Raw genomic sequence first — 21940 nt, forward strand, 5'->3', positions numbered from 1 at the left:
TCGCCGATCTGGCCGGCGACCGCTGGATGGTGGACTCCACGGTAGACGGCGAGTGGGACGGCCTGTGCCGGGCCCTGCGCGCGGCGGGCCTCAACCCCGAGATGCTGCACGGCGATTACCTGACCGCCTACTCTCTGGCCGCCACCGGAGAGGTCGTCACGATCAGCCAGCCCACCGCCCATCCCCGTCCCGACCTGGCGATCCCCGCTGAAGGTCGCGGCGGCCGCGGCCGGGCGATAGCGATAGTCGGGAGTCGGGAGCCGGAAGATTCCCGGCGTACGCGCAGGTCAAACGTCCTCTATGCTCACGGTTGCACATGATGTGGCGCGAACAGGACGGGACTGTGGGATCAAGCAAGACAGGATGGCCGGCGGTGCTGGGCGCGGTGGGAGTGGCCCTGGCGCTGACCGCTTGCGAGAGCGAGGGGGGCGACGGCGCGGGCACGGACCCGCAGAGCACGGACGGTGCCCTGCTGTCGCAGTCCTTCCAACTCTTGGAGGAGGCGCCGTCGGTGCGGGTCACGGCCGGGGCCGCGGTGGCGATGGGCAGCACCGTGGAGGTCGCCACCGACCGACGGAAGAACTGCCTTGCCAATGCCCAGAACGGGTTCTTCCGGGTAGCCGTCGAGCGCGGCGGTCGTACCTGGATGCGATGGAGCGACGACATCCTGGACCCGTCCCGTGCGATCAGCACGCGGCAGACCGAGCTGTCCAAAGGGCTGCGAGGGAAGTGGCTTGAGCTGAGCCAGGACGGCAGGATCCGCAAGAGCATGGTCGACCTGTGCGCCCTTACCGCCGTGCACACCATCGCCGAGCAGCTGTCACAGCCGGGGCAGCGTGCGGCGAGGGAGGCCGAGGTCAGCGAGAACGGCGAGCGGCTCCTCCCACTGCGCCAGGGCGAGAAGGGCAACTCGGTGACCGCGTACGTCAAGACCGACGGCAAGCCCTATCCACGCAAGATTGCCGTGGACATGCCGACTTTCGCGCCCGAGCCGGTCGACTTCCGACTCGACGCGTACGGCGAGCCGGTCCAGGTGCACCCGCCGGAGGCGTCGAGGACCGTACGCTCGAAGCATCTCGAAGCCCTGGCCGAGGAGGAACTCGCGGCCGGACTGCCCAGCCGCTGAACACCGGCGGCCGGCCGACTCGGGGCTCGAACGCCGGGAGAGGGCGACCGGGCGACCGGGCGCGGGAGATCATCCACTGGACGCTTGGATGCGGTCGACGAGCGAGCCGCCCACCAACACCCCGTCATCCGCGAGTACGGCGGCATGGGCACGGGGGCTGTGCGGGCTCCGATGCGGCTAGGGCCTGTCCGGCGGATCTTATGGTGGTCGTGGGCCTTGGCGCTCCCATCGGCACCGAAGCGGTGCCGGCCGCCCCAGGCCCTCGGGATGTCCCTAGTCGTGCTCTGGCCGACGACCCTAGGGACGTACGAAGATCGCTCAGTGACTGACGACGAACTGTTCGAGGCCGTCCGCGCCCGTGTGGAGGCGGGACGGCCCACTGATTTCGCATCGACTCTGGCGACACCTAAACGCGCTTCGCTGGACAGGGTCGAGGATGCCGAGCGCGCAATCGGTTTTCGGCTACCGCCGCTGGTCCGTCGTCTCTACCTGGAGATCGCTGACGGCGGCATCGGCCCGTTCCTCGGCCTCTCACCCCTGCACGATGAGGAGCTGGGCATGGTCAACGGCTATCTCAGTTGCCTGAATGCCGAGCCGGCCGTGGACGATCCGCCCGCCTTACCGCCAGGCGTGCTGTTCCTCTGTGACTTCGGCTGTGCGATGTGGGCGTTGCTCGACTGCCGCCATCCCGAGGGCCAGATGTGGTGGTGGGAAGAAGGCGACCGTTACAAACTTGACCTGACCTTCCCCCAGTGGATCCAGGCATGGGTTGAGGGGCACCTCACCCACGATTGCATGGAGGCACGGCAGCTGCGGGACGAATCCTGGGTCGGACCGTGGACCGACGAGCAGTCCGAGGATCCATCCGACGAGTCATGAGCGGATTCAGAGGCGTACAGCGGAAACGGTGACGGTGCCGTGGAAAACGCAGGCGCGCTTGTCGAAGCAGCTCGCCACGGCCCGGAGGCTCTTGAGGACCGTTGATCACCCTACGGTGGCTCTTCCACCGTCCACCCCGCCCAACATTCTGTGGCAGGTGCGGGCTCAGCCGAGTCCACTCCGCGTCAGATGAATCGCCCCGTCCCTCAAGGGAGGGAGCGACATTCACATAGCCAAGTCACCGGACCCACCGGGCACCCCCTAGCACCCTGTTCGACGGGCGGATCCCCACTCACTGCCGGTCCCCGTCGGGTGCGGGGAAGCCGACGACAGCCCCGGATCCTGGTACGACCAGCTCAGGTCCACCCTGCACACGACCAACGAGAAGTTCGCGGAGAGCGCCCGTCACGTGGAGTGCGCGCCGGGATGGTACCTGGACGGCAGCGGCGGCTGGATGACCCAAGAGGCACGACGGATGCCCTGCCGGTCTGCATCGCCTGCCTGCCCGGTCGTCGGTTCGGCAGTGCGCCTCTCGCCATGCTCGGCGGCCCCTGGAGGTCGCCCCCGGCTGCGCTCGCCTGGCATGGTGGAGCGGCATGTCGTCGCGTAGGGAAAGAGGGGAGTCCAGTGACCGGCTATGGCAGCTTTCCAGAGCTGATCCGCGATGATGACCCGTGGGAGGGCTTTGACGTGCTGGGTAGTGCGCGCATCCGGGTCTGGAAGTGGGAGCCCGGCCGACTGACGGCGGTGATCAGCGGCCCCGGCGCCTGGAGGTACGAAGAGGCGTTCATCCGGCTGCGAACGGAATATCCGAGCGACTCCGTAGAGCTCTTGCACCACCATCCCGGCGATTGGATCGACATGGCCTTCTACGCGGCGCTGACGGTGGCCGACGACGGCAGTGTGACCAAGACGCGGATCTTCGGCGACACACTGGCGCAGCGCCTGGGGCCCTCTCTGTACGCCACGGAGCATCCCGAAGACAAGTCGGCAGGTTACGGCGGCTCCTGAGCGGACCCGCTTCAGAGCGACCCACACCAACGAAGAACAAAAGGGGTGCGACAGTGACGCTTTACGGCATCAAGCCCGTCTACATCGCCGGCTTCTCGTTCCTCTGCCTCGCAGCCGGCGCCGTACAGCTGTTTCGGCACGGTGGCCCCTACTGGCTGGTGATCCTCCTCTTCGTGGCCGTGGCCTGGAGCAACGGGCAGTGGCGGAAGGCGGGGCAAGGTGATCCGGCCCAACTCTCCAGCTCAGCCTTCTTCGTCATGCTGTTGGCGCCCTTCGTGAGCGCTGCCGCGCTGGTGTGGGGAATCGCTGTGGAGCTGTGACTCCCGAGTCACCATCGAGGCACCTTCATCTCAGGCACGTCGGTCTGTCCACGAAGCATCGGCCAACGATCAGCCGAACCAGCACCGGCTTACCTGCCAAGGACGGGGCGTCCCCTTGCCGGCCGTAACGGCGGTGACGCGTCTGGTGTGATCACCGCAAGTCTGCGCTGGACCCGGGACCGAGGCCGACGAAGCCTTGTGCACGCCTTACGCGGTTCCTTGTGCCCGAACTTGATTGACCGCCGCGATCGTATGGCCTCTCCGGTGACACCAAGGCGTCAAGACGGACCGCCGTCAGATGAGGTGGTCGTTCCGAGAGGGATTCCCGGGGTGGTGACCAGAAAGCGGGGGCACTCTGCGGCCCGGCATGCGGTTCCGCCGTGGGCAGAGTTGCCGACCGAAGACGGTGAACGCGCCGCAGGCACCCGCGCTGTGCCCGCAGGGCGGTCCCGGCTCGCCGTACGGCAGGCCCCCCTGGCCGTCTCCCCACGGAGCCCAGAGACGTAGAAGGTTCCCGACCCGGAGGTCGTCCACCGCTGGTTCGCCCCGGCGTTGCAATCCCACAGAGCGCCGTCCGCGGTGGCGAAGGTATCGGCCGGCCACGCCGTGGACCAGCGAGACGGTCGCCGCGGCCTTCGCCTCCCCCGCGATGTGGGAAGTGCTGCCGTTCTCGCTGGCGACGGAGGCCATGGCAGGCGCGAAGGCCGATGCGACGACGCCACCGCCGTGACAGCGGCCAGGCCGTGCCGCCACGAGGGGCGTGCAGATAGGGGAATTGAGATTCACGACGGATCCCCCTTCTCTGTGGAACCCCCGAGTGCCGGGGAGCACGCCCACAACAGCGCACTGCGGGGAACGCACGCGATCGAGGTGGCTGGAATGTGTGTTGAGTCCCCGACCGGCCAGCCCTAGGTTCGGCTTCACGTATATCTCGAAACACGGGGGAAGAGAATGAGACTGGCCAACCTGCCAGGGCGCCTGAAAGTGCGGGCTTCCGCTGCCGCGGTGGCCGTCGGAGCCGCTCTGGCCGCTTCGATGCTGGCCGCGTCTCCTGCGGCAGCCATGTGGATCGACCCGAACCCCGGGCCGTCGCCCGACAGTTGCGCAGCCGGCAACGTCTGTGTCTATGCCGCTTTGATTCCAGTCGGCATGGCACCCGAACATCGGTACTACTACTACGGCTCGTACAACTTCGTGAACGAGTTCGACGATCACACCGTGTGGAACAACCAGACCGGCGGAGCCCGCGCGCTGCTCTGCCTGGGCTACAACGGCACCAACTGCACCGTCACCATTCCCGCCGGCCAGGCGTTCCACGGATCGCTCACGCCGTACAACTCGATCAAACTGGTCCCCTGACTGTGGCGTTTCGAGGTGCGGGCCGCGATGCCGGAGGCGCACCGCACGCACACCACGGCTTTCGCGACCGCCCTCGGTGACGCCACCATCCGTTGCGTCCGATGCCGCGCCAGTGTGCGGTATGCGGAGCCTCCGCATCCCGCGGCGCGCCCGCAGGACAACGGCGCCGGGCGGCGGAGGCAGGCGTGGCTCGGGCGGAGAGTTGTAGGCCCGGACCCTTCGGGCCCACACAGCGGAAAGCGGCGGTCGCGCCGTCCGGTCCGGCGGCGTCGCCCTGCTCCTGCTCCTGCTCCTGCTCCTGCTCCTGCTCGCCCAACGCCTGCCTTGCTCGTACGCCGGCCCGCCCCGTCCGCTGCGCTGGAAGGGCGTCGCCTCACCTCGATGCCCGGCTGCCGCGTCCCCGATGCTTCCTCCGTCGTATCCAGACGCCGGTGGCGTCTGGCTGCCCCGGTCACACTCACCTGCCTTGAGGAGCGCGGTACCAAGTAGGTACCATCGGCTCATGCCATCACTGAACGTGTCCTTTTCCGATGAGGAGATGGAAGGCGTCCGGGCCGCCGCCGCCGCCGAGGGCAAGAGCCTCAAGCAGTACCTGCACGACCTCGGCGTACGCGAGATGCACCGCAAGCGCTTCGTCGCCGGCGCCACCGCCTGGGCCGACAGACTGCGCGAGGAGTTCGACGAGGCGTTTCCCGAAGAGGTCGCGCCCTCTCAGCGCGGCGACGGGGTTACGGCAGCCTGATGGTCGTCCACATCGACGTCTCCTGGCTCCTCGACGTCCAGGAGGCCGCCCTCGGGCACGAAGACGTGACCGTGACGGACTACTCCGCGCTGGTGGCGGCTGTCGCCCGGCACAAGACCCGGATGCCGACGCTTGAGGCCTCCGACCCGGATGCGGCCTGGCGCGCGGCCGCGCTTCTGCACACGATCGTGCGCCTGGAGCCACTCCCCCACCGCAACAGCCTCTTCGCCGCCTTCGTGGCCGCTCAATACATGGATCAGTCCGGGGAAGGCATCGATCCCCCGTACGGCGCTCTGTCCGACCTCGTCAGAAAGGTCCGGGACACCCGACTGAACGTCTACGCCATCGCCGAGGCCCTGCGGTCCTGGCGCATCTGATCGAAGCACGCCAGGCGGCGGGCCGGCCCAGGCGAAGCGGGCCTTCTTGCGTACGGCGAGATGTCCCTCTGCTGGACACCCCTCCCGCTCTGTGACGATGTGCGGCAGGCGATGGTGCGGACCTTCACCGGCGCCTGCGTACTCCGCGCGGCCCTCACCGCCGGCAGGCCCACAGCGGGCCGGGCCGCGGCAGACCTACGGCGGGCCGGGCCGCCGAGGCCAACGGCGGTAGGGGCGGGGCGCCGTCCTGGCGTCCCGGACGCCAGGACCGAGCACAGCAGGGCGGCCGCGAGGTCCGCCGCCCGTCCTGTCGTAGATCTGCCGTTGCCGGGCGACGGCCGCCTCCAGGATGGCGATGGCCTCCGCGTCCGCGTCCACCTGGTCCGGGGCCGTCGGCCGCCAGGCGCTCGTGGCGGGCTGCGCCACACCTGCGGCTCGGGCGGGGCGAGGCGGGGCACGCGGCCCTCAGCGGCCTCCACGACGAGGATGTCGCGAGGCAGCAGGCGGGTTGGAGGAACGCGTCGTGGATGTCTGCTCGTGGTTCCCGGGCGCACCGCGCAACCGCGGAAGCCGTGAGCCGGACGCAGGTTGGGTCGATGATCGATGATCCACCGATGGACGCCCGCCCGGACCATCCCGCCCGGCCCGGCCCGGCCCCCCACTGGATGTCCGTGTGCAACACGCCCACAACCCGGCCCTGCGCCTGCCGGCTTGGCAACCGTTTACGGGCCCAGGCACCGCAACCTGCGCTCCCGGCTCGGCAGCCGCTGCTCGATCCGCTCCCACAACTCATCCGACCTGATCCACCGTGAAGCCCCCACGTGCCGGACAGCATGCAACTCGCCGCCCACGCACGCACGGGCGCCACGACCCGGGGTCGCGCCGTGTGGACGCCCGTGACGCGAAGCGTTGCCGCAGGCGGGCAGCGCGGGGCCCGGAGGCCTCGACCGCCTGTCGGTCGGGGTGTCGGGTCAGACCACGGCGAGCCGGTCCACCAGCAGATCCACCCTCGACTCTGCGTACTCGGGGAGCAGACGGCGCGCGCGGGTCAGGGTGGCGACCCCGTGCAGGGAGGCCCAGAACACCTCGGTGAACAGCCCCGGGTCGATGCCGTTCCCGGCGACCTCGCTCAGGCTCTCCATCAGCGCGGCGAAGGCGTCCTTGAGTGGCTCCGGGGTGTCCTCCTGCGCGTACGCCAGGCCGCCGTCGAGCTGGAAGATGGCGTCGTACACCGCCGGGTTGCGCTCGGCGAAGTCGAGGTAGGCGCGGGCGAGGGCGGCGACCCTTTCACGCGGGTCGTCCACGTCGGCGGTCGCGGCACGCACCGTCGTGGCCAGCTCGGCGGCGCCCTCCAGGGCGACGGCACCGATGATCTCGCGCTTGCCGCGGAAGTGGCTGTAGAGGACGGGCTGACTGTACTCGATGTGCTCGGCCAGCCGGCGGGTGGTGACCGCGTCCCACCCTTGCTGCTCAGCGAGTTCGCGGGCCGCCGCCACGATGAGACGTTCGCGGGCCGCCCGTTCGCGCTGTTTGCGTTCCTGTACCGACATGACGTCGATTCTAGCATTGCTAGACAATCGAGCGACAGCAGTACTAGCGTTGCCTCCCTGCCTAGCGTTGCTAGCTCACCGGAGGGATCGTCATGCTCGACACACTCGAAGTTGTGACCACCGTCATCGTCGGCCTGATGGTGGGGGTGGAATTCTCCGTCGCCTTCATCATGAACCGGATCCTGGACGCGCTTCCCGAGGACAGCGGCCAGCTCGGCCACGCCCACGGCGGCCGGATGCTCGGCGCCCTTATGCCGTTCTGGTACATAGGCTCGCTCGTCCTCTGCGCGATCTGGGCTGTCGCCGGGTGGCACCACCCCGGCGCCGGACTCGTCGTCACCGCCGCGGGCCTGTTGATCGTCAGCGTGGTCATGTCGATGCTGCTGCTCGTCCCGATCAACAACCGGAACAAGACCTGGACCCCCGACGACCGGCCCGCCGACTGGAAGCGGCAACTGCACCGCTGGGGCCGCTACCACTACGTCCGCGTCGCCGTCATCATCGCCGGCTTCACCCTGCTGGTCACCGCCCTCACCTGACACCGCCGTTGCCCCGGGCGTGCACTGATTCGCCCCGTGCATCGACGTCTTCCGCCCCGTCGGGGTGAGCGGGAGAGGGCCTCGGTTCTCTGACCCGTGGGGCCGACGCCGTGCGGATGGCGCACGACCCCCGCTCCACGGGGACGACTGCCCACCGAAGGCGGACATCCGGGATGCGGTTGCCGGTCGAACAACCCCACCACGGCCCCGGCGAGATCCGCCCCCCGATGAGCCCCGTCCGCCCGGCTGATCGGGCCCCACGCGACCTACGCAACTACACCAATCTCACCGCACCGTTTCCTGGTCATCAAGGGAATCCACGACGTCGTCCTGGCCACGGTCCTGGGCACCCTGCTGGTGACGGGGCACCGCCGGGCGCTGGGCTGGGTGCTGCTGGTGGAATCCCTCGCCGCGTACGGCGACATGGCCACGGTGCCGGCCCGCCACTGGTCCGTGGCCGCCGCACTCGGCGTCCACTGCCTGACCGCGACACTGATGGTGGTCAACGGCCTGCTGATCATGCGCGAGACCCGCAAGGTCGCGGCCGTTGCGCAACCGCGTGCGTCGCAGCCCGTCTGACACTTGGGCCGAAGTGGTTGATGACACGGCCCGCAGCCGACTTGGAGGTACCGAACAGCGGAGCGAGCCGGCGGAGCGTCACGTTGTGGCCGGCCTCGGCGGGCAGTGCCGACTTCGTCACGCCGCAGTACGGTCACCAGCTCACGAACCGGAGCGACTCAGCCCGGTAAACGGCAGTATCCAAGAGGGCTCCGACCCCGTGATCACACCAGCCACGCCGGGATCATGCCCTCCAACCCCCGCACCGGCATCCGCGCAGGAGCGTGACACCATGACTGCCCTCCAGCCACAGAGCAGGGGCGATCCGGGTCGAACGAGCTCGTCGCCGTCTGTCTGCCGTCCGAAGCCGGCTTGGATCTGCGCGCTTCCATAGCGGCAGCCATCGCACCGTTCGACATGAACAGGAACGAAGAGCCCTACCAGGGGGAATGGGACTACTGGTGGCTTGGCGGGCCGAGCACGGATTTGGCCGTGCTGCCTGGGCATGGACACGATCCACGCCTGGTCCGGGAACCGTTCACCGCCCGCGGTGAGGTCCGCCTCTGGAACCCCCGCTGGTGTGACGCCGGCCCCGCGGCCTGCTCGACTTCGAGACCATGCGTGCTCTCGCTTCCGCCGGCGCCGAACGCGAGTGGCGGCAGCGGGACGACTTCGCCGCCGCCTCGGCCGAGTTCGACCTCCTTGCCCACTACCAACAACCAACGCGAGGCCGCACGAGCGGTACCCACGGAACGCCTGCTCATCCTGGACGGGGTATGGACTGGTGGCACAGACCCTTCACGGCCTGGCTAGGGCAATGAGTACCTCTTCTTCGCCAATGCCTACCTGCACGGCCTCCCCCGGACACGCCCCTCGTGCGCATCCCAGTCCGTTGCTGACTGACTGTCGGTTCGGTTGTCGTTGGTGTAGCCGTGGGCAGGCACCAGCCGTGGCCGTGGATCGTCGCAGATGAACTGTGATCGTTGATGGAGCCGTTGCCGGCCGAGCCAGGCCCGAAGCCGGTGGCGGGCCGGCCTCGGGTGCCGGGCCGGCAGGCACGCCCGGGATCCTGTTCGTTCTGCACCCCGGGATCCAGTGGGACTACCGAAGCTCGACTGGTCGCGAGCGGTGACCGACTCCCACGTGCGGGCAGCCCGGCAGGGCCCGAAAGCGGCCTCAGCCCGGTCGGCCTGTGCACGGCCGGGCAACAAGCACCACGTCATCACCGACGTCCAGGGCATCCCGCTCGCGGTGTCGCCGACCGGCGGCCACCGCAACGACGTCACCCAGTTGCTGCCCTTGCTGGACAAGGTCCGGCCGTGGCCGGCGTGATGGGCCGGCCCAGGGGACGGACCGACGCGCAAGCCTTCCTCGGCCTCGCCACCTGCCTCATCACGCACCGCCACGTCCAACGCCTTCGTCAGGATCTCTCACTCCGGCTCAGCTCTCGACACAGCCCTCATACGAGGCCCGAATGCCCGCCGCCGAGACCCCGGCAACGCCCATGAAGGGGCCGCATGTTGAGGTGCGGCCCCCGGGCTGGTGTGGCGGCGGCGGTTCAGCAGGCGCCGAGGTCCTGCCAGACGCCCCACTCACCGGTGGTGCCGGGCTCCTCGCCCGTCGTCCACCACTTGGCCTTCCAGGTGTTACCCTTGTACGAGACCTGCTGGCCGCCGGTGTAGACCTTGTCCTTGGCCCACGGTGCGGCGGTGCACTGGTTGCCCGAGCCGCCGGTGACGGTCAGGGAGTAGGTGGCCGAGTGGCTGCCCGAGGTGCCCGCGCCGGTCACGGTGACGGTGTAGGTGCCGGAGGCCGCGGCGGAGGTGGTGGCCAGGGTGAGGGTGGAGGTGCCTCCCGCGGTGACGGATGTCGGGCTGAGGGAGGCGGTGACGCCCGCCGGGGCCCCGCTGACGCTGAGCTTCACGGTCTGGGCGTCCCCCGCTGTCACGGCCGTCTTCACGGTGGCCGTGGCGGTCTGGCCGGCCGTCACGGAGCCGGAAGTTGGGCTGAGCGCGACGGAGAAGTCGTTCGACGGCGTGGTGGTGCCGCCACCGGTGAACGGCGCGAAGATGTGCGTGAAGTCCCATGTGTTCTGCTGGATGCCGGAGCAGTTGTCCGCCGCCGCCCCGCCCGCGCAGCTGCCGTTGTCCCGCTGCAGCGCCCAGAAGGACAGGGTGTTGATGCCCTTGGCGACCGCCCAGTCGTACACGGTCCGGGCGTTGGCCAGGGTGAAGGTCTCCGCCTTGCCGAAGTCGTCGACGCCCGGCATCTCCGTGACGCCGACCATGTTCCACAACTGGGCCGCGCTCTTGCCCGGGTACAGCTGCGCGAGCAGGTCGTACAGGCCCTGGGCGGCGGTCTGGGTGTCCTTCGCCATGTCGTGGGCCTGGTTGTCGTAGTAGTCGAACGTCATGAGGTTCACGACGTCGACCCGGGTGCCGTTGGCGACCGCGTTGCGCAGCAGCGCCTCACCGGTGTCCCCGAGGCCGTGCGTGGTGGTCGGGAGGGTGTAGGAGATCTCCACCTTGCGCCCGTTGGCCGCGGCCCAGTCCTGGACCAGCTTGATGGCCTTGTTGCGGCGGTCGATGGCGGCGGTGTTGTCGAGCGAGTCGACCTCGATGTCCATGTCGAGCCGCGAGATGTCGTAGGTGGTGATGACCTTCTCGTAGGCGGCGGCGATCTGCTGCACGTCGGTGCAGCTGTCGGCGATCTCGGTACCGGTGGTGTCGGCCGTGTAACCCCCGAACGAGGGGATGACGTCACCGCCGTTGCTCTGGATCGTCTTGATGTCGGTGCCGAACGTCGAGGCGGCGATCGGCATGCTCGTGTCGCCGTTCCAGTACGGCGTGCAGGAGCCCTTGGAGGCGGTCTGAAGGAACGCCATGGTCAGGTGCTTGGCGCCCGACTGGGCGGACAGGGCGGCGGGGCTCTCGCCGGTCCAGGCCTCGAAGTAGGGGGCGAAGACGTGGTTCGGCAGGGGCGTCGCGGCCTGGGCGGTGCCGGTTCCCGCGAGGGCGAGGCCCGTCGCTGCCGCCATGGTGACGGCAGCGGTGAGGGCTGCACGGAAGGAACGCACGAGTCTCATGTCAGTCCCGGTGTGTGGAGGGCGGTGGCCGATGTCCCTTGAGGAAACGGGGAGTTGCCGAGTACTGGGATAGCGCTCGCCAGAGGCTGGGTCAATGGTCTGGACCAAAAAGGGACTAGACCAATTTGGACCACCCGGCGCGCCCTGCCTGAACAGGGCACCCGTCAGGGGACTGGACCACGCTCGAACGTCCGGCGCGGGGACGCACTTGCCGCCGCGAGCCCCTTGACCGGACCGCGCGTGAGGCTATGGTCTAGACCTAGTCGGCACCAGGACCGGACCAATACGTGATCACACACTCCCGCAGGAAGGTGAGATGACATGGACGCAAAAAGACGGGCGGCTCTCGCGATCGGTGCGCTGGTCGCACCGGTACTCGCCGTCAGCCTCCCGGCGAGCACGGCCAGCGCCCACGGATGGGTGACGCTGCCCACGAGTCGTCAGGAACAGTGCGCGGAAGGCGTCGTCGCCTGTGGACAGATCAAGTACGAACCGCAGAGCGTCGAGGGACCGAAGGGACTGCAGAGCTGCAGCGGCGGACACGCGGAGTACGCCGAGCTCGACGACGACAGCAAGGGCTGGAAGGCCACCGCGGTCGGCACGACGGCGACGTTCACCTGGCACAACACGGCCCGGCACTCCACCGCGAACTGGCAGTACTTCATCAACGGCCAGAAGATCGCCGAGTTCGACGGCCACAACCAGCAGCCGGCCGCGGACGTCAGCCAGCAGGTGAACTTCGGCAGCTTCACGGGCCGGCAGAAGGTACTCGCCGTCTGGAACATCGCGGACACCGCCAATGCGTTCTACTCCTGCGTCGACGTCACCATCGGCGGCGGCAGCGGTGGGGGCAACGGAGGGGGTGGTGGGGGCACCGGTGGGGGTTCCTGCACAGCGTCGGCCTGGGACCCAGCCCGGGTCTACAACGGCGGTGACACCGTGTCCTATGAGGGCCACAACTGGCGCGCCAAATGGTGGGTGACCGGCGACAAGCCCGGGACCACCGGCCCATGGGGTGTCTGGGAGGACCTCGGCGCCTGCTAGGGCCTCTCTCTTCCGGATCCTGCCGGCGGGTGTGGTGCGGGGCTTGCACATCCGCCGTGTCGTCGTCACCCGCCGACGTTTCCCGTCGATCACCTCCTCCGGCATGCAACTCCACGCACCGGAGCCCCCCAAGGGCGGCCAGGAAGTGCCGCCCCCCGGGGGCTGGATCCGGAAGCAGGCGGGCCGTGCGTCGCTGACCCGACAGCCACCTCGCCGGCCTGGGCGTTGTCGGAGGCGGAGGCGGCCGACAACACCACCCGGCGGCCTCCAGCGCCGAGGCAATGGCCCACGGGCCCAGCTGCGGCGCACGCTCCAGGACCAGGACGTGTGCGCCGGCCACAGGGCTCACCGGGATCCGCCCTGCGCCGACCAGAGGGCTCACCGGGTCACGCCCGTGGCGGGGTAACCACCGTCCACCCGTATCGCGTCGATGCCGCTGATGTGCCGTGCTCCGCAGCGGTCGTGAGGCAGCACCAGCTGCGGGCCGACGCGGTCGAGCGGCGTGCCGTCGAGGGTGACGCCGAGCAGGACGGGAGCACGGCCGAAGTCCGGGTCGATCTCCGCCCAGGACAGCAGCGCGTGGTGGCCGTCCGCGCCGCGCACGGCGATCAGGAAGCGCAGGCGGTCCTTGCGGCGGGCCGGGTCGAAGGCGGGGCCCGCCGCGACGAGGACGTCGTGCAGGAGCGGCCCGGTGAAGCGGTGGTGCTGGATGCCGCTGGTGGCGCACTCGAAGGCGACCTGTGCCTCGTGCTGGGGCCAGGCAAGCAGCGCGGGCACCGTCAGCCTGGCCGGGCGGTCGAGATCGCCGGTGATGACGATTTCCGCCGGCTCGCCGATGGACGGACGGGCAGTCACGAGGGACTGGGTCACGGGCCACCACCTCCCGCATGACCGTACCCGCCCGACCGTCTCGCGCAAACGCAGATGCCAGGCTCAACTACGAAATACTCGACCCATGAGAAGCCGACGGCAGCTTTCACCTCGCAGTTGCGTCGGCTCAACGCCGTACGCACGGCTACCGGGTTGCGGACTCGGCCGCCTTGCTCGGCGTCAGCACCGACAGCGTGAGGCGCTTGGTCGACGGCGGGAGACCGACCGCCGACCCGCGACAGTGCCCACACGGCTTGCCGTTCACTGATGGCCTGGCGGCCCGCCCTCACTTCAGGTGCCGGGTGAAGAACCGGGCCGCGTCCTCCCCCGCGGGCTGCGGGACACCGGTGTGGCCGCCCATATGGCAGTGCAGGGACTTCTCCTTGGAGGCGAATGCGTCGAACAGGTTCAGGGCCGCCTGCCGGTCGTTGCCTTCGTCGTCCCACTGCAGCAGGACGTGCAGCGGAATGGTGACCCGGCGGGCCTCCTCGAACACGGCGCGCGGCACGAAGCTCCCGGCGAAGAGGCCGGCGGCCACGATGCGCGGCTCGACCACCGCCAGGCGAACGCCGATGGAGATCACTCCCCCCGAGTACCCGACCGGACCGCCGATCTCGGGCAGCGGCATCAGGGCGTCCAGGGCGGCCTGCCATTCCGGGACGGCCCTGTCGACGAGCGGGAGGATCAGGGCGTCGATGATCTCGTCGCTCACCGGCTCGCCGGCTTCCATGGCCCGGCGCAGGTCGGCGCGGGCCTGCTCGGCGGCGGCCCAACGCGGCCGTTCACCGCTCCCGGGAAGCTCGATGGTGGCTGCGGCGAAGCCGTCCGCTGCTGCGCGCCGGGCGCGCGCCACCAGTCGTGGGTACATCTTGTTCAGTCCCAGCGGGGGGTGGCCGAGAAGGATCAGCGGCGCCGGTACGGATGCGGATGCCGGCGTCCACAGGATGCCGGGGATCTCGCCGAGAGTGAATTCGCGTTCGAGGACACCGTCGTCGAAGCGCTGTTCGGAAGTGAAGTGAAGGGTCATGGTCGTGCCTTTCAGGAGTGCGCGTGAACGGCGCTCCCGGACGACCTATCGCCCGACCGTGACCCCGAAGGAGAGCACCCATGTCGATACGTTCACGGGTACCACCTCCTCGTTCTCTCGCACGGCCTCCCCGAAGGTAGCAGCGGCCGCCGTGGTCCGCCAATCTGTTTTTCCTACGGCTCCGTAGCCGGGTGCCAAGTCGGAACACCGACCGGCGGGGACTGGGCGGTCGGCTGCCGTTCACGCCGTCCCGTCACTCACACTCGGTGTCCCTGCGTAACGTCGTGGACTTCGATGCGGAACCACCCCACTGGAAGCGAACCGCCCCCGCGCGCGTCCCGTGGACGACCCACGCCCAACTGCCCTTCCCGACCCCCTCGTTCGACTGGTTCGGTGCCAGCCGGAAAGGGAAGACCGCACCACCCTCCCGTCGCCGGCGTCCCGCCAGACCCCGCACAGGCTGACGCAGATCAGTACATGCCGGAATTCGATGGGAGGTCTCGCCGTCGGCCGGTCCGTACGGCACAGGACCGAGGGGGACGAACCGGTGCGCCCAGTGCTGTTGGTGGATGTCGACGGACCACTGAACCCGTATGCCGCGAAGCCGCACCGTCGCCCCGTGGGCTACGAGACACACCGCCTGCTGACGCCTCGCTGGGAGGCCGCCGAGCGGCGGCGACTGGCGCGTGGGGACTGCCGAACAGGCCTGTCAGGCCCCTGCGGGTGTGGCCCCCACGACTCGGCCTGACCATGGACGACTTCGCCGCGCTGACGGCATGGGCGACCGGCCTCGACTGACTCCGCGGCCGGTCGCCAAGCGGCTGCTGCGCGGTCCTCGGGCCGGGGGAACGTCGGCGAGTTCGGATGTGAGGCTGTGGCGGGGCGGTCGCCGAGGTGGTCTGCGTTCGTCATTCGCTGACGGGGTCTAAGAGGGTGGTGCAGGCCTCACCTGGAACTGACCTCAGCGGCATGGCCGTCGGGAGCAGCGGGCACCTGGGCGCCGGCGGCCCGGGCTGTCGTAAGGCAATCGATCCGCAGTCAGCGCCGCGCCGGGTCCGACTCGGCGCGGGGTGACGGAGAGATTCCGACTGCCGCCAGGGCGCCCCCGGGCGCGGGTTCCTGCACCGTGGACTGGGCGCACGCTTATATGGGCTGGTCGGCGCCTCGGCGAGGCAGCCGACGCGTACTGGTCGGACATGGGGCAGCGAGCCCTGCGGCGACCTGGCCGACCAACATCCCTCGCCCTTTCGTCGTGCCTGACACTTGGTGTGTTCCAGCCGGGCGGCACCAGTGCGGCAGTCACTTACATGCCACTCGACAGCGTGATGGGAATCTGCTGTGCCGACGGGATGTAGTGGTGGGCGAGGTGGGCGTCTCGGTTGTGGTTGCGGCGGTGGGCCTCCGGGTCGGTGTACCGCTCGAGACGCCGACGACCGGAGACCGTGTCGCGGACCAGCGTCGTCGCTCGGGTCAGCCAGGACTTCATGCGCCTTCTCCCCTGTGTAGGTGATCGTTCTCAGGGAGTATGCGCTCGCTCTCGAAGCAGACGGTGCTGCTTTGAGCGGAACTTGAGCTTGGGCGATGCCGCCTTCGGAAGTGGGCCACTGTGCACTCCCTGGGCGGGGAGGCTGGGCGAGGCCTGCGCGGCGCGATGAGCCTCCGCCAACGTGAGGTCGCGGTTCGCCAGGTGGGGGTGACCGTACCCAGAGGGTGCTCATGCTGGAAACCGATCATCCGATCATGGAAGATGAAACTATGACGTCGGAAGTGAGCGAGATCATTCTGAGCAAGCAAGATCTTCGCGAAGTCACCGGGTTTGCCGCGACGTGCGCTGAACGGGTGCTCAAGATATTCGAGGCCGATCAGCCGGGCGACTCGCGGCCCCGGGACGCTGTCAGCGCGGCGTGGGATTTCGCCCGGGGCGGCGAGCGCGGAAAGTGTCTGCGCGACACAGCGTCGGCGGCCCTGAAGGCGGCCAAGGTCACGGACTCCGCGGCTGCGCGCGAGGCAGCATGGGCGGCGATGTCCGCGGCCGGCGCCGCCTACCTGCATCCATTGGCCAAGGCCACCCAGGTCAAGCACATTCTCGGGGCCGGCGCCTACGCGGCCAGAGCAGCCGAGCTCCTCGCCGGTGACGATCGGAGCGTCGGGGTCAGGCACCTTGAGCAGACGGTGCAGCGTGCCACGCCCACCGTCGTTGACGTACTCACACGCTATCCGGCGGCGCCGAGCGGCGGAGGACGAGTCGGTGAGTTGATCCGCATGCTGGACGCCGGCCTTCGTTCACTCACCTTCCCCGAGTGACACTTGCGGCCTTCAAACGGCGCCGCGAGCAAGGCGCGTTGGAGTGTGGCGCTTCCGCGTCAGGGTCTGACGGGCGTCTTCAGATGCGCGGATCGCCGGAGGAGAAGCCGGTAACGAAGCGGGCGAGCTGCTCGGTGGCTCCGCTGGGTAGACGGGCGGCTTCTGTCTCCGGCAATGCCGTGATCACGGTGCACAGCCGCGCAGCGGGATCCGGTAGCCGGGTCCAGGCCGCAGCGGGCGCGTCGACCACGGCGAGCAGCAGGTCGCCGTCGTGGAAGTAGGCGTCAAGGAGCGGTTCCTCCAGCAGCAGGCGCACTGCGAGGGGGAGGACGTAGGGCAGCGCCACCCGCTGAGAGACCAGGGTGCGCAGGTCCGCCGGACCGAGTTCGCCCAGGGGCACGCGCCGCAACGCATGGACCTTACGGACCAGATGGGTCGCGTCGGCGGCGGACTGCGACCAGGCGGGTGGGTCCAACTCGTCGAGCGTACGGTCGAGGTGCAGCAGGTGGTCCATGCGGCTCATTCTCGCCGGAACAGGCAGACGCTCTCCGCCTCAGGTGACCGACAAGGGGGTGCGTGACGGCTGATCCTTATGGCGGCACCCGTCGTCCGGGGCAGTCGGTGGGAGTGGATACTGGTTCTGCCTGCAGGCACGGATGAGGGGGACGACCAGTGACCGGCGACAACCGCGTAGGACCGCCCAATTTCGGTAGCGAGCGGGACATGCTGCGCGCTTTTCTCGACTACCATCGCGCGACCCTCGCCATGAAGTGCGAAGGACTGACCGACGAAGAGCTGCGGCGGCAGTCGATGCCGCCGTCCACGCTTTCGCTGCTCGGTCTGGTGCGGCACATGGCGGAGGTGGAGCGTGCGTGGTTCCGTCGCGTGTTCGACGACAACGACGCGCCCATGGTCTGGTCCGACACAATCGACTTCCAGGCGGCGTACGACGCGAGCGCGTCGACCAGGCAGGAGGCGTTCGCAGCCTGGGAGGCCGAGGTGGAGAACTCGCGCCGGATCGAACGGGAGGCCGCATCCCTCGACCAGGCCGGGTACCAGCCCCGATGGGACGAGGAAGTGTCGCTGCGGATGGTGATGGTGCACGTCCTCCTGGAGTACGGCCGCCACAACGGGCACGCGGACTTTCTGCGTGAGGGCGTCGACGGGACCGTGGGCGCCTGAGTCCACCGGACGCCACCGGCCCTCCCCGTGCCGTGTCAGGGCCGGACGCGATCGTGCCCGTCCTGGGTGGGGTCGACCGACGCCGTCCACGGTGGGGGGCCGACCCCGCCCGTCCACGGCGGGCGACCGATCCCACCTCAACGCTCGCAGGTGGCCGATCCCAGGGCGTACCTGACGCGGATCGTCTCGAACCTGGACACTGGAACGGCTGCGTTCCACCCGGCACAAGCGGGAGACCTACGTGGGGCCGTGGCTCCCGGAGCCCGTCCTCACCGGCGGCGATGCCTCCGAGATCGTCACGGACGCCGAGTCGGTGTCGATGGCGATGTTGGTGGTGCTGGAGACACTCAGCCCGCTGGAGCGCGCGGTGTTCGTCCTGAAGGAGGTGCTCGGCTTCAGCCACTCCGAGATCGCGGAAGCGGTGGACCGTTCCGGGGCCGCGGTGCGGCAGGCCGCGCACCGAGCCCGTGAGCATGTGCGGGCCACGCGACCGCGCTTCGCCGCGGGCCGCTCGAGGCAGCGTGAGGCCACCGAGCAGTTGCTCGCCGCCGCGGCCGGCGGTGACGCCAACGCCCTGATGGAACTGCTCCGCCCGGACGTCACCCTGTGGACCGACGGCGGCGGCAAGGTCCGCCAGGCCCTGCGCCCGGTGGTGGGCGCTGCCACGGTGGCCGCCTAATTCGCGTCCCTCGGCACCGTCTCCTACCAGGGCGCGAGCCTGCCGACAGGGAAGCCGGGCTCGTCGAGATCAACGCCGGCCCGGGCATCGGGTTCAGCGGGCCCGGACGTGTGATCGCCACCCTCACCTTCGACTGCGACAGCGACAGCCGGATCACCACCCTCCACAACGTCGCCGATCCGGACAAACATCGGGCCGTCGCCGACGGCACCGCCTACGACATGGGGACGCGGTGAACATCACCGTGGACGGCCGCGAGGCGCGACCCTGGTCGGTGGCCCCGGGCGGCCGGCTGGCGGGGACGCCACGCCTCGAAGCAGCCGGCAGGCCGTTCCCCGGCATGTCTCGCCGAGCCGTCCGGCACCGGACGGACGCCCTGTGGTCTGGCCGGCCGCGACGCTACGCTCCCGCACAGGGCGGCTGTGTGATCGTGACGCCCGTCCGACCTGCGGGTTCCTGCGGATGCAGCAACCGGCCGTCCGCTGCAAGGTGGGAGTGCCCCCACTCTCGGACCTGAGCACGGCAGGAGGACGACCATGGCGAAGGCGAAGGGCTCCTCGGGGAAGAACGAACCGTCCAAGGGCGACAAGGTGACCTGGCGCAGCCACGGCAGCGAGACCACCGGCACCGTGGAGAAGAAGATCACCGACCGCACCGAGGCGTCGGGCCGCACCGTGGACGCCTCACCCGACGACCCCCAGTACGAGGTGCGCAGTGACAAGTCGGGCCGCACGGCCGTGCACAAGCCGTCGGCCCTCAAGAGGAAGAAGTAGAGCGGCGTGGCCGGCTCCGACGAGCACCGCGAGACCTGGGACGCCTTCCGGGAACTGGTGAACATGACGCCGTCCGCGCTGGAGGAATGGCTGGCGACGCAGGAGTCCCGGGAGGCCGGGCAGCACAAGGACGGGGGTGAGTCCACCGGTCACGCCTCCGGGCGCACGATCGTGGAGATCCTCCACAAGAAGAAGGGCGACCTCTCGGACGCGGACTACGCGCACATGCGCAAAGTGATCGGTTACGTCCGCCGCCACCTGGCCCAGCGCCCGTCCGGAGACGTACGGGACACACGGTGGCGCCACTCGCTGATGAACTGGGGCCACGACCCGCTCAACGACGGATGAGTCCCGCTCACGGGCATGCGCATGCGTCGTACCGGGCCCGGCGCCCCGCACGCGTCGTATCCGCGGCGGCTGCCTACAGTGGAGTGAGGCCCTCAGCCCCGACACCATCGCGAGCGCAGCAGCCATGAGACACCATTCCGCCCGGCCGACCGACGGCGCCGACGCCTTGTTCGGGCTGGACGCGCTCGGCTCGGGCGCCCCGCCGCACGAGGGCGGTGCGTCCGGGCACGGCGGCTCCGGCGAAGCGGGAGCTCGGGACCGACCCCTCTTCCGCGACTCCCCCGCGGCCCGCCGTCTGCTGCCCGTGCGGACCGTCTACGCGGAGCCCGCCGCCGCCGCTTCCGCCCGCGGCCGTGAGATCCTCGCCCGCTTCCCGGACGCGGAAGTGGTCGAGGTGCCGTCCCACTGGGGCATCCCGGGGCTGCACGGCAACGAGGGCAATGTCGACCGATGGGTGCGGGTGAAGGGAGAGACGCTGGTACTGGGCGAGCGGAAGACGCTGACCACACGGCCCAACGGACGGTCCGCCGACTGGATCGCCCCCGGCGCCTCGAACGGGTGCGCCATGGCCTGCGCGTACTGCTACGTCCCGCGCCGCAAGGGGTACGCCAACCCGGTCACCGTCTTCACGAACATCGACGCGATCCTCGCCCACCTGGCGCGGCACATCGCTCGCCAGGGCCGCAAAGCGGAACCGAACCAGTGCGACGAGTCAGCCTGGGTCTACGACATCGGGGAGAACGGCGACTGCTCGGTGGACGCGCTGATCAGCGACAACACCGCCGATCTCGTGCGGTTCTTCCGCCAGTGGCCGTCGGCGAAGGCGTCGTTCGCCACCAAGTTCGTCAATCCCGACCTGCTGCCCCTGGACCCGCGGGGCCGGACCCGCATCCGTTTCTCGCTGATGCCCCCGGCGGACTCGCGGCTGCTGGACATCCGCACGTCACCGGTGGGCGACCGGATCGCCGCCGCGGCGGACTTCCTGGACGCCGGCTACGAGGTCCACTTCAACCTCTCCCCCGTGGTGCTGCGTCCCGGCTGGCAGGAGGCCTGGTCCGAGGTTCTCCGGCACCTCGACGACGTACTGCCCGACCGGGTCAAACGGCAGGCGGCCTGCGAAGTCATCATGCTCACGCACAACCGGGAACTGCACGAGGTGAACCTCGGCTGGCACCCCCGAGCCGAGGAGGTGCTGTGGCAGCCCGCCCTCCAGCAGGGCAAACGCTCCGAGAACGGGGCCCTGAACGTCCGCTACACCAACCACGTCAAGGCGGAGGCCGTCCAGGCCCTGCGGACACTGGTGGCGTCCCACGCACCGTGGCTGCGCATCCGCTACGCCTTCTGAGGCACGTCGTCACAGCCTGTAGCGGGCCCCACGGCTACGCGGCGGGCACCCGCACAGCGGCCAGCACCGGCAGGTGGTCCGTGGCTGCCCGCAGGTCTCGTTCTTCGATCCCGGACAGCCCCATCGGCACCCCGCACCCGAGCACCCGCACCCCCTCCGTCGCGAAGACCGCGTCGATCCGCTGCAGCGGATCGCCCAGCCGGGTGGTGTGCTCGCGCCCCCACGGCTTCGTCGCCCAGCCGTCCTGCAGGGCAGCCGCGAGCAGGCCGAAGGTACGGCCGTCGGGCCGGTCGTTGAGGTCGCCCGCGGCGACGGCGTACGGCCCGTCCAGGGCGGCCAGCCGGTCGAGGAGCAGGCGGCCCTGCCGGTAGCGCTCCTGGTCGTCGATGCTCAGGTGGCAGCTGAGCACCCCGAGCCGGGCCCGGCCGAACCGCAGTACGGCAGTCGCGAAGCCACGCTGGTGCAGACCGGGGGTGCGGGGAAGGAGCACGTCTTCCGTGCGTTCCACATGGGCGCGGAGCGAGGAGAGGACCATGGGGCCGGAAGCGGTGGCGCCGCCCGAGACGTACACGAGTCCGCAGGAACCGGCGAGACGGACGGCGGCCTGACGCCAGCGGAAGAACCGCGGGGCCTCCTGAACGCAGACGATGTCGGGCCGGCAGGCCCGGATCACCCGGGCGAGGGCCGCGACGTCGTCGCGCATGGAACGGATGTTGTAACTGAGCACGCGTACGACCACGGAGCCGTCGGGCTCCGTCACCGACCTGGGCAGATCTTGCACGCCTTCCCCTCTCCACGCCACGGTGCGAGCTTGGGCCCGAG

General features: G+C 69.6%; 24 protein-coding genes and 3 pseudogenes. 19 read left to right on the forward strand and 8 right to left on the reverse strand.

What is annotated here, in order from left to right:
• The 8 genes from ACZ7N4_RS35430 to ACZ7N4_RS35465 all read left to right on the forward strand — a co-directional run.
• Positions 1-320 (forward strand): type 2 periplasmic-binding domain-containing protein (locus tag ACZ7N4_RS35430; protein WP_471367311.1); only part of this gene is annotated, 320 nt, incomplete at its 5' end.
• A 23-nt stretch (positions 321-343) separates the two neighbouring features.
• The gene (locus ACZ7N4_RS35435; protein ID WP_471367313.1) at positions 344-1126 is read left to right on the forward strand and encodes a hypothetical protein; all 783 of its coding nucleotides are present in this window, start codon (positions 344-346) and stop codon (positions 1124-1126) included.
• 321 nt (positions 1127-1447) lie between these two features.
• Positions 1448-2005 carry an SMI1/KNR4 family protein gene (locus ACZ7N4_RS35440; RefSeq protein WP_471367315.1) on the forward strand — a complete coding sequence of 186 codons (558 nt, stop codon included), beginning with the start codon at positions 1448-1450 and terminating at the stop codon, positions 2003-2005.
• Positions 2006-2632: 627 nt separating this feature from the next.
• Positions 2633-3016 (forward strand): hypothetical protein, encoded by a 384-nt coding sequence (locus ACZ7N4_RS35445; protein WP_471367317.1) that lies wholly within the window; start codon positions 2633-2635, stop codon positions 3014-3016.
• 53 nt (positions 3017-3069) lie between these two features.
• A complete protein-coding gene (locus tag ACZ7N4_RS35450) occupies positions 3070-3336 on the forward strand; it encodes a hypothetical protein (protein WP_471367319.1) in 267 nt (88 codons plus the stop codon).
• Between the two features lie 1149 nt (positions 3337-4485).
• On the forward strand, positions 4486-4695 hold the full coding sequence (locus ACZ7N4_RS35455; protein WP_471367321.1) for a hypothetical protein: 210 nt from the start codon (positions 4486-4488) through the stop codon (positions 4693-4695).
• 502 nt (positions 4696-5197) lie between these two features.
• Positions 5198-5437, forward strand: a complete 240-nt coding sequence (locus tag ACZ7N4_RS35460; RefSeq protein ID WP_471367323.1) for a hypothetical protein — start codon at positions 5198-5200, stop codon at positions 5435-5437.
• The gene (locus ACZ7N4_RS35465) at positions 5437-5814 is read left to right on the forward strand and encodes a toxin Doc (RefSeq protein WP_471367325.1); all 378 of its coding nucleotides are present in this window, start codon (positions 5437-5439) and stop codon (positions 5812-5814) included. The genes ACZ7N4_RS35460 and ACZ7N4_RS35465 overlap by 1 nt, the downstream gene beginning before the upstream one ends.
• Before the next feature lie 971 nt (positions 5815-6785).
• Here the strand turns inward: ACZ7N4_RS35465 and ACZ7N4_RS35470 are convergent.
• A complete protein-coding gene (locus ACZ7N4_RS35470; protein WP_471367328.1) occupies positions 6786-7364 on the reverse strand; it encodes a TetR/AcrR family transcriptional regulator in 579 nt (192 codons plus the stop codon).
• A gap of 92 nt (positions 7365-7456) precedes the next feature.
• Here ACZ7N4_RS35470 and ACZ7N4_RS35475 point away from each other — a divergent pair, with 92 nt between their 5' ends.
• Together ACZ7N4_RS35475 and ACZ7N4_RS35480 are read left to right on the forward strand one after the other, a co-directional pair.
• Entirely contained in the window at positions 7457-7903 is a 447-nt protein-coding gene (locus tag ACZ7N4_RS35475) for an anthrone oxygenase family protein (RefSeq protein WP_471367330.1), read from the forward strand.
• 282 nt (positions 7904-8185) lie between these two features.
• Positions 8186-8482, forward strand: coding sequence for a DUF4267 domain-containing protein (locus ACZ7N4_RS35480; protein ID WP_471367420.1), 297 nt, complete (start codon positions 8186-8188; stop codon positions 8480-8482).
• Positions 8483-8486: 4 nt separating this feature from the next.
• Here ACZ7N4_RS35480 and ACZ7N4_RS35485 read toward each other — a convergent pair.
• Positions 8487-8698 (reverse strand): annotated as a pseudogene (locus ACZ7N4_RS35485) (IS5/IS1182 family transposase); the annotation flags it as partial.
• 891 nt (positions 8699-9589) lie between these two features.
• Here ACZ7N4_RS35485 and ACZ7N4_RS35490 point away from each other — a divergent pair.
• Positions 9590-9793 (forward strand): transposase, encoded by a 204-nt coding sequence (locus ACZ7N4_RS35490; RefSeq protein WP_471367332.1) that lies wholly within the window; start codon positions 9590-9592, stop codon positions 9791-9793.
• Positions 9794-10019: 226 nt separating this feature from the next.
• Here the strand turns inward: ACZ7N4_RS35490 and ACZ7N4_RS35495 are convergent, their stop codons facing one another.
• Positions 10020-11546 (reverse strand): glycosyl hydrolase family 18 protein, encoded by a 1527-nt coding sequence (locus ACZ7N4_RS35495; protein WP_471367334.1) that lies wholly within the window; start codon positions 11544-11546, stop codon positions 10020-10022.
• 321 nt (positions 11547-11867) lie between these two features.
• Between ACZ7N4_RS35495 and ACZ7N4_RS35500 the strand changes: the two genes are divergently transcribed.
• The gene (locus tag ACZ7N4_RS35500; RefSeq protein WP_471367336.1) at positions 11868-12590 is read left to right on the forward strand and encodes a lytic polysaccharide monooxygenase; all 723 of its coding nucleotides are present in this window, start codon (positions 11868-11870) and stop codon (positions 12588-12590) included.
• 378 nt (positions 12591-12968) lie between these two features.
• On the opposite strand, the gene ACZ7N4_RS35505 is transcribed toward ACZ7N4_RS35500, so the two are convergent.
• Both ACZ7N4_RS35505 and ACZ7N4_RS35510 read right to left on the reverse strand, forming a co-directional pair.
• Positions 12969-13460: a molybdopterin-dependent oxidoreductase gene (locus ACZ7N4_RS35505; RefSeq protein ID WP_471367338.1), complete on the reverse strand. Its 492-nt coding sequence runs from the start codon at positions 13458-13460 to the stop codon at positions 12969-12971.
• Between the two features lie 286 nt (positions 13461-13746).
• Entirely contained in the window at positions 13747-14487 is a 741-nt protein-coding gene (locus ACZ7N4_RS35510) for an alpha/beta hydrolase (RefSeq protein WP_471367340.1), read from the reverse strand.
• Positions 14488-14977: 490 nt separating this feature from the next.
• On the opposite strand from ACZ7N4_RS35510, the pseudogene ACZ7N4_RS35515 reads away from it, so the two are divergent.
• A pseudogene (locus tag ACZ7N4_RS35515) lies at positions 14978-15273 on the forward strand (hypothetical protein); the annotation flags it as partial.
• Positions 15274-15790: 517 nt separating this feature from the next.
• Here the strand turns inward: ACZ7N4_RS35515 and ACZ7N4_RS35520 are convergent.
• Positions 15791-15973: a hypothetical protein gene (locus tag ACZ7N4_RS35520; RefSeq protein ID WP_471367343.1), complete on the reverse strand. Its 183-nt coding sequence runs from the start codon at positions 15971-15973 to the stop codon at positions 15791-15793.
• A gap of 230 nt (positions 15974-16203) precedes the next feature.
• On the opposite strand from ACZ7N4_RS35520, the gene ACZ7N4_RS35525 reads away from it, so the two are divergent.
• Entirely contained in the window at positions 16204-16791 is a 588-nt protein-coding gene (locus tag ACZ7N4_RS35525) for a putative immunity protein (RefSeq protein ID WP_471367346.1), read from the forward strand.
• 79 nt (positions 16792-16870) lie between these two features.
• Here ACZ7N4_RS35525 and ACZ7N4_RS35530 read toward each other — a convergent pair whose 3' ends face one another.
• Positions 16871-17305: a contact-dependent growth inhibition system immunity protein gene (locus ACZ7N4_RS35530; protein ID WP_471367348.1), complete on the reverse strand. Its 435-nt coding sequence runs from the start codon at positions 17303-17305 to the stop codon at positions 16871-16873.
• A gap of 158 nt (positions 17306-17463) precedes the next feature.
• Between ACZ7N4_RS35530 and ACZ7N4_RS35535 the strand changes: the two genes are divergently transcribed.
• From ACZ7N4_RS35535 to ACZ7N4_RS35555, 5 genes and pseudogenes are all read left to right on the forward strand, one after another.
• Positions 17464-17973: a DinB family protein gene (locus tag ACZ7N4_RS35535; protein ID WP_471367350.1), complete on the forward strand. Its 510-nt coding sequence runs from the start codon at positions 17464-17466 to the stop codon at positions 17971-17973.
• Positions 17974-18114: 141 nt separating this feature from the next.
• A pseudogene (locus ACZ7N4_RS35540) lies at positions 18115-18888 on the forward strand (sigma factor-like helix-turn-helix DNA-binding protein); the annotation flags it as partial.
• 300 nt (positions 18889-19188) lie between these two features.
• A complete protein-coding gene (locus ACZ7N4_RS35545) occupies positions 19189-19425 on the forward strand; it encodes a hypervirulence associated TUDOR domain-containing protein (protein WP_471367352.1) in 237 nt (78 codons plus the stop codon).
• Between the two features lie 6 nt (positions 19426-19431).
• The gene (locus ACZ7N4_RS35550; protein WP_471367353.1) at positions 19432-19773 is read left to right on the forward strand and encodes a DUF3140 domain-containing protein; all 342 of its coding nucleotides are present in this window, start codon (positions 19432-19434) and stop codon (positions 19771-19773) included.
• Between the two features lie 124 nt (positions 19774-19897).
• Positions 19898-21118, forward strand: a complete 1221-nt coding sequence (locus ACZ7N4_RS35555; RefSeq protein WP_471367355.1) for a spore photoproduct lyase family protein — start codon at positions 19898-19900, stop codon at positions 21116-21118.
• A gap of 34 nt (positions 21119-21152) precedes the next feature.
• Here the strand turns inward: ACZ7N4_RS35555 and ACZ7N4_RS35560 are convergent, their stop codons facing one another.
• Positions 21153-21899: an endonuclease/exonuclease/phosphatase family protein gene (locus ACZ7N4_RS35560; RefSeq protein WP_471367357.1), complete on the reverse strand. Its 747-nt coding sequence runs from the start codon at positions 21897-21899 to the stop codon at positions 21153-21155.
• Between the last annotated feature and the right edge of the window lie 41 nt (positions 21900-21940).

Source organism: Streptomyces sp. NPDC107654, assembly GCF_055639035.1.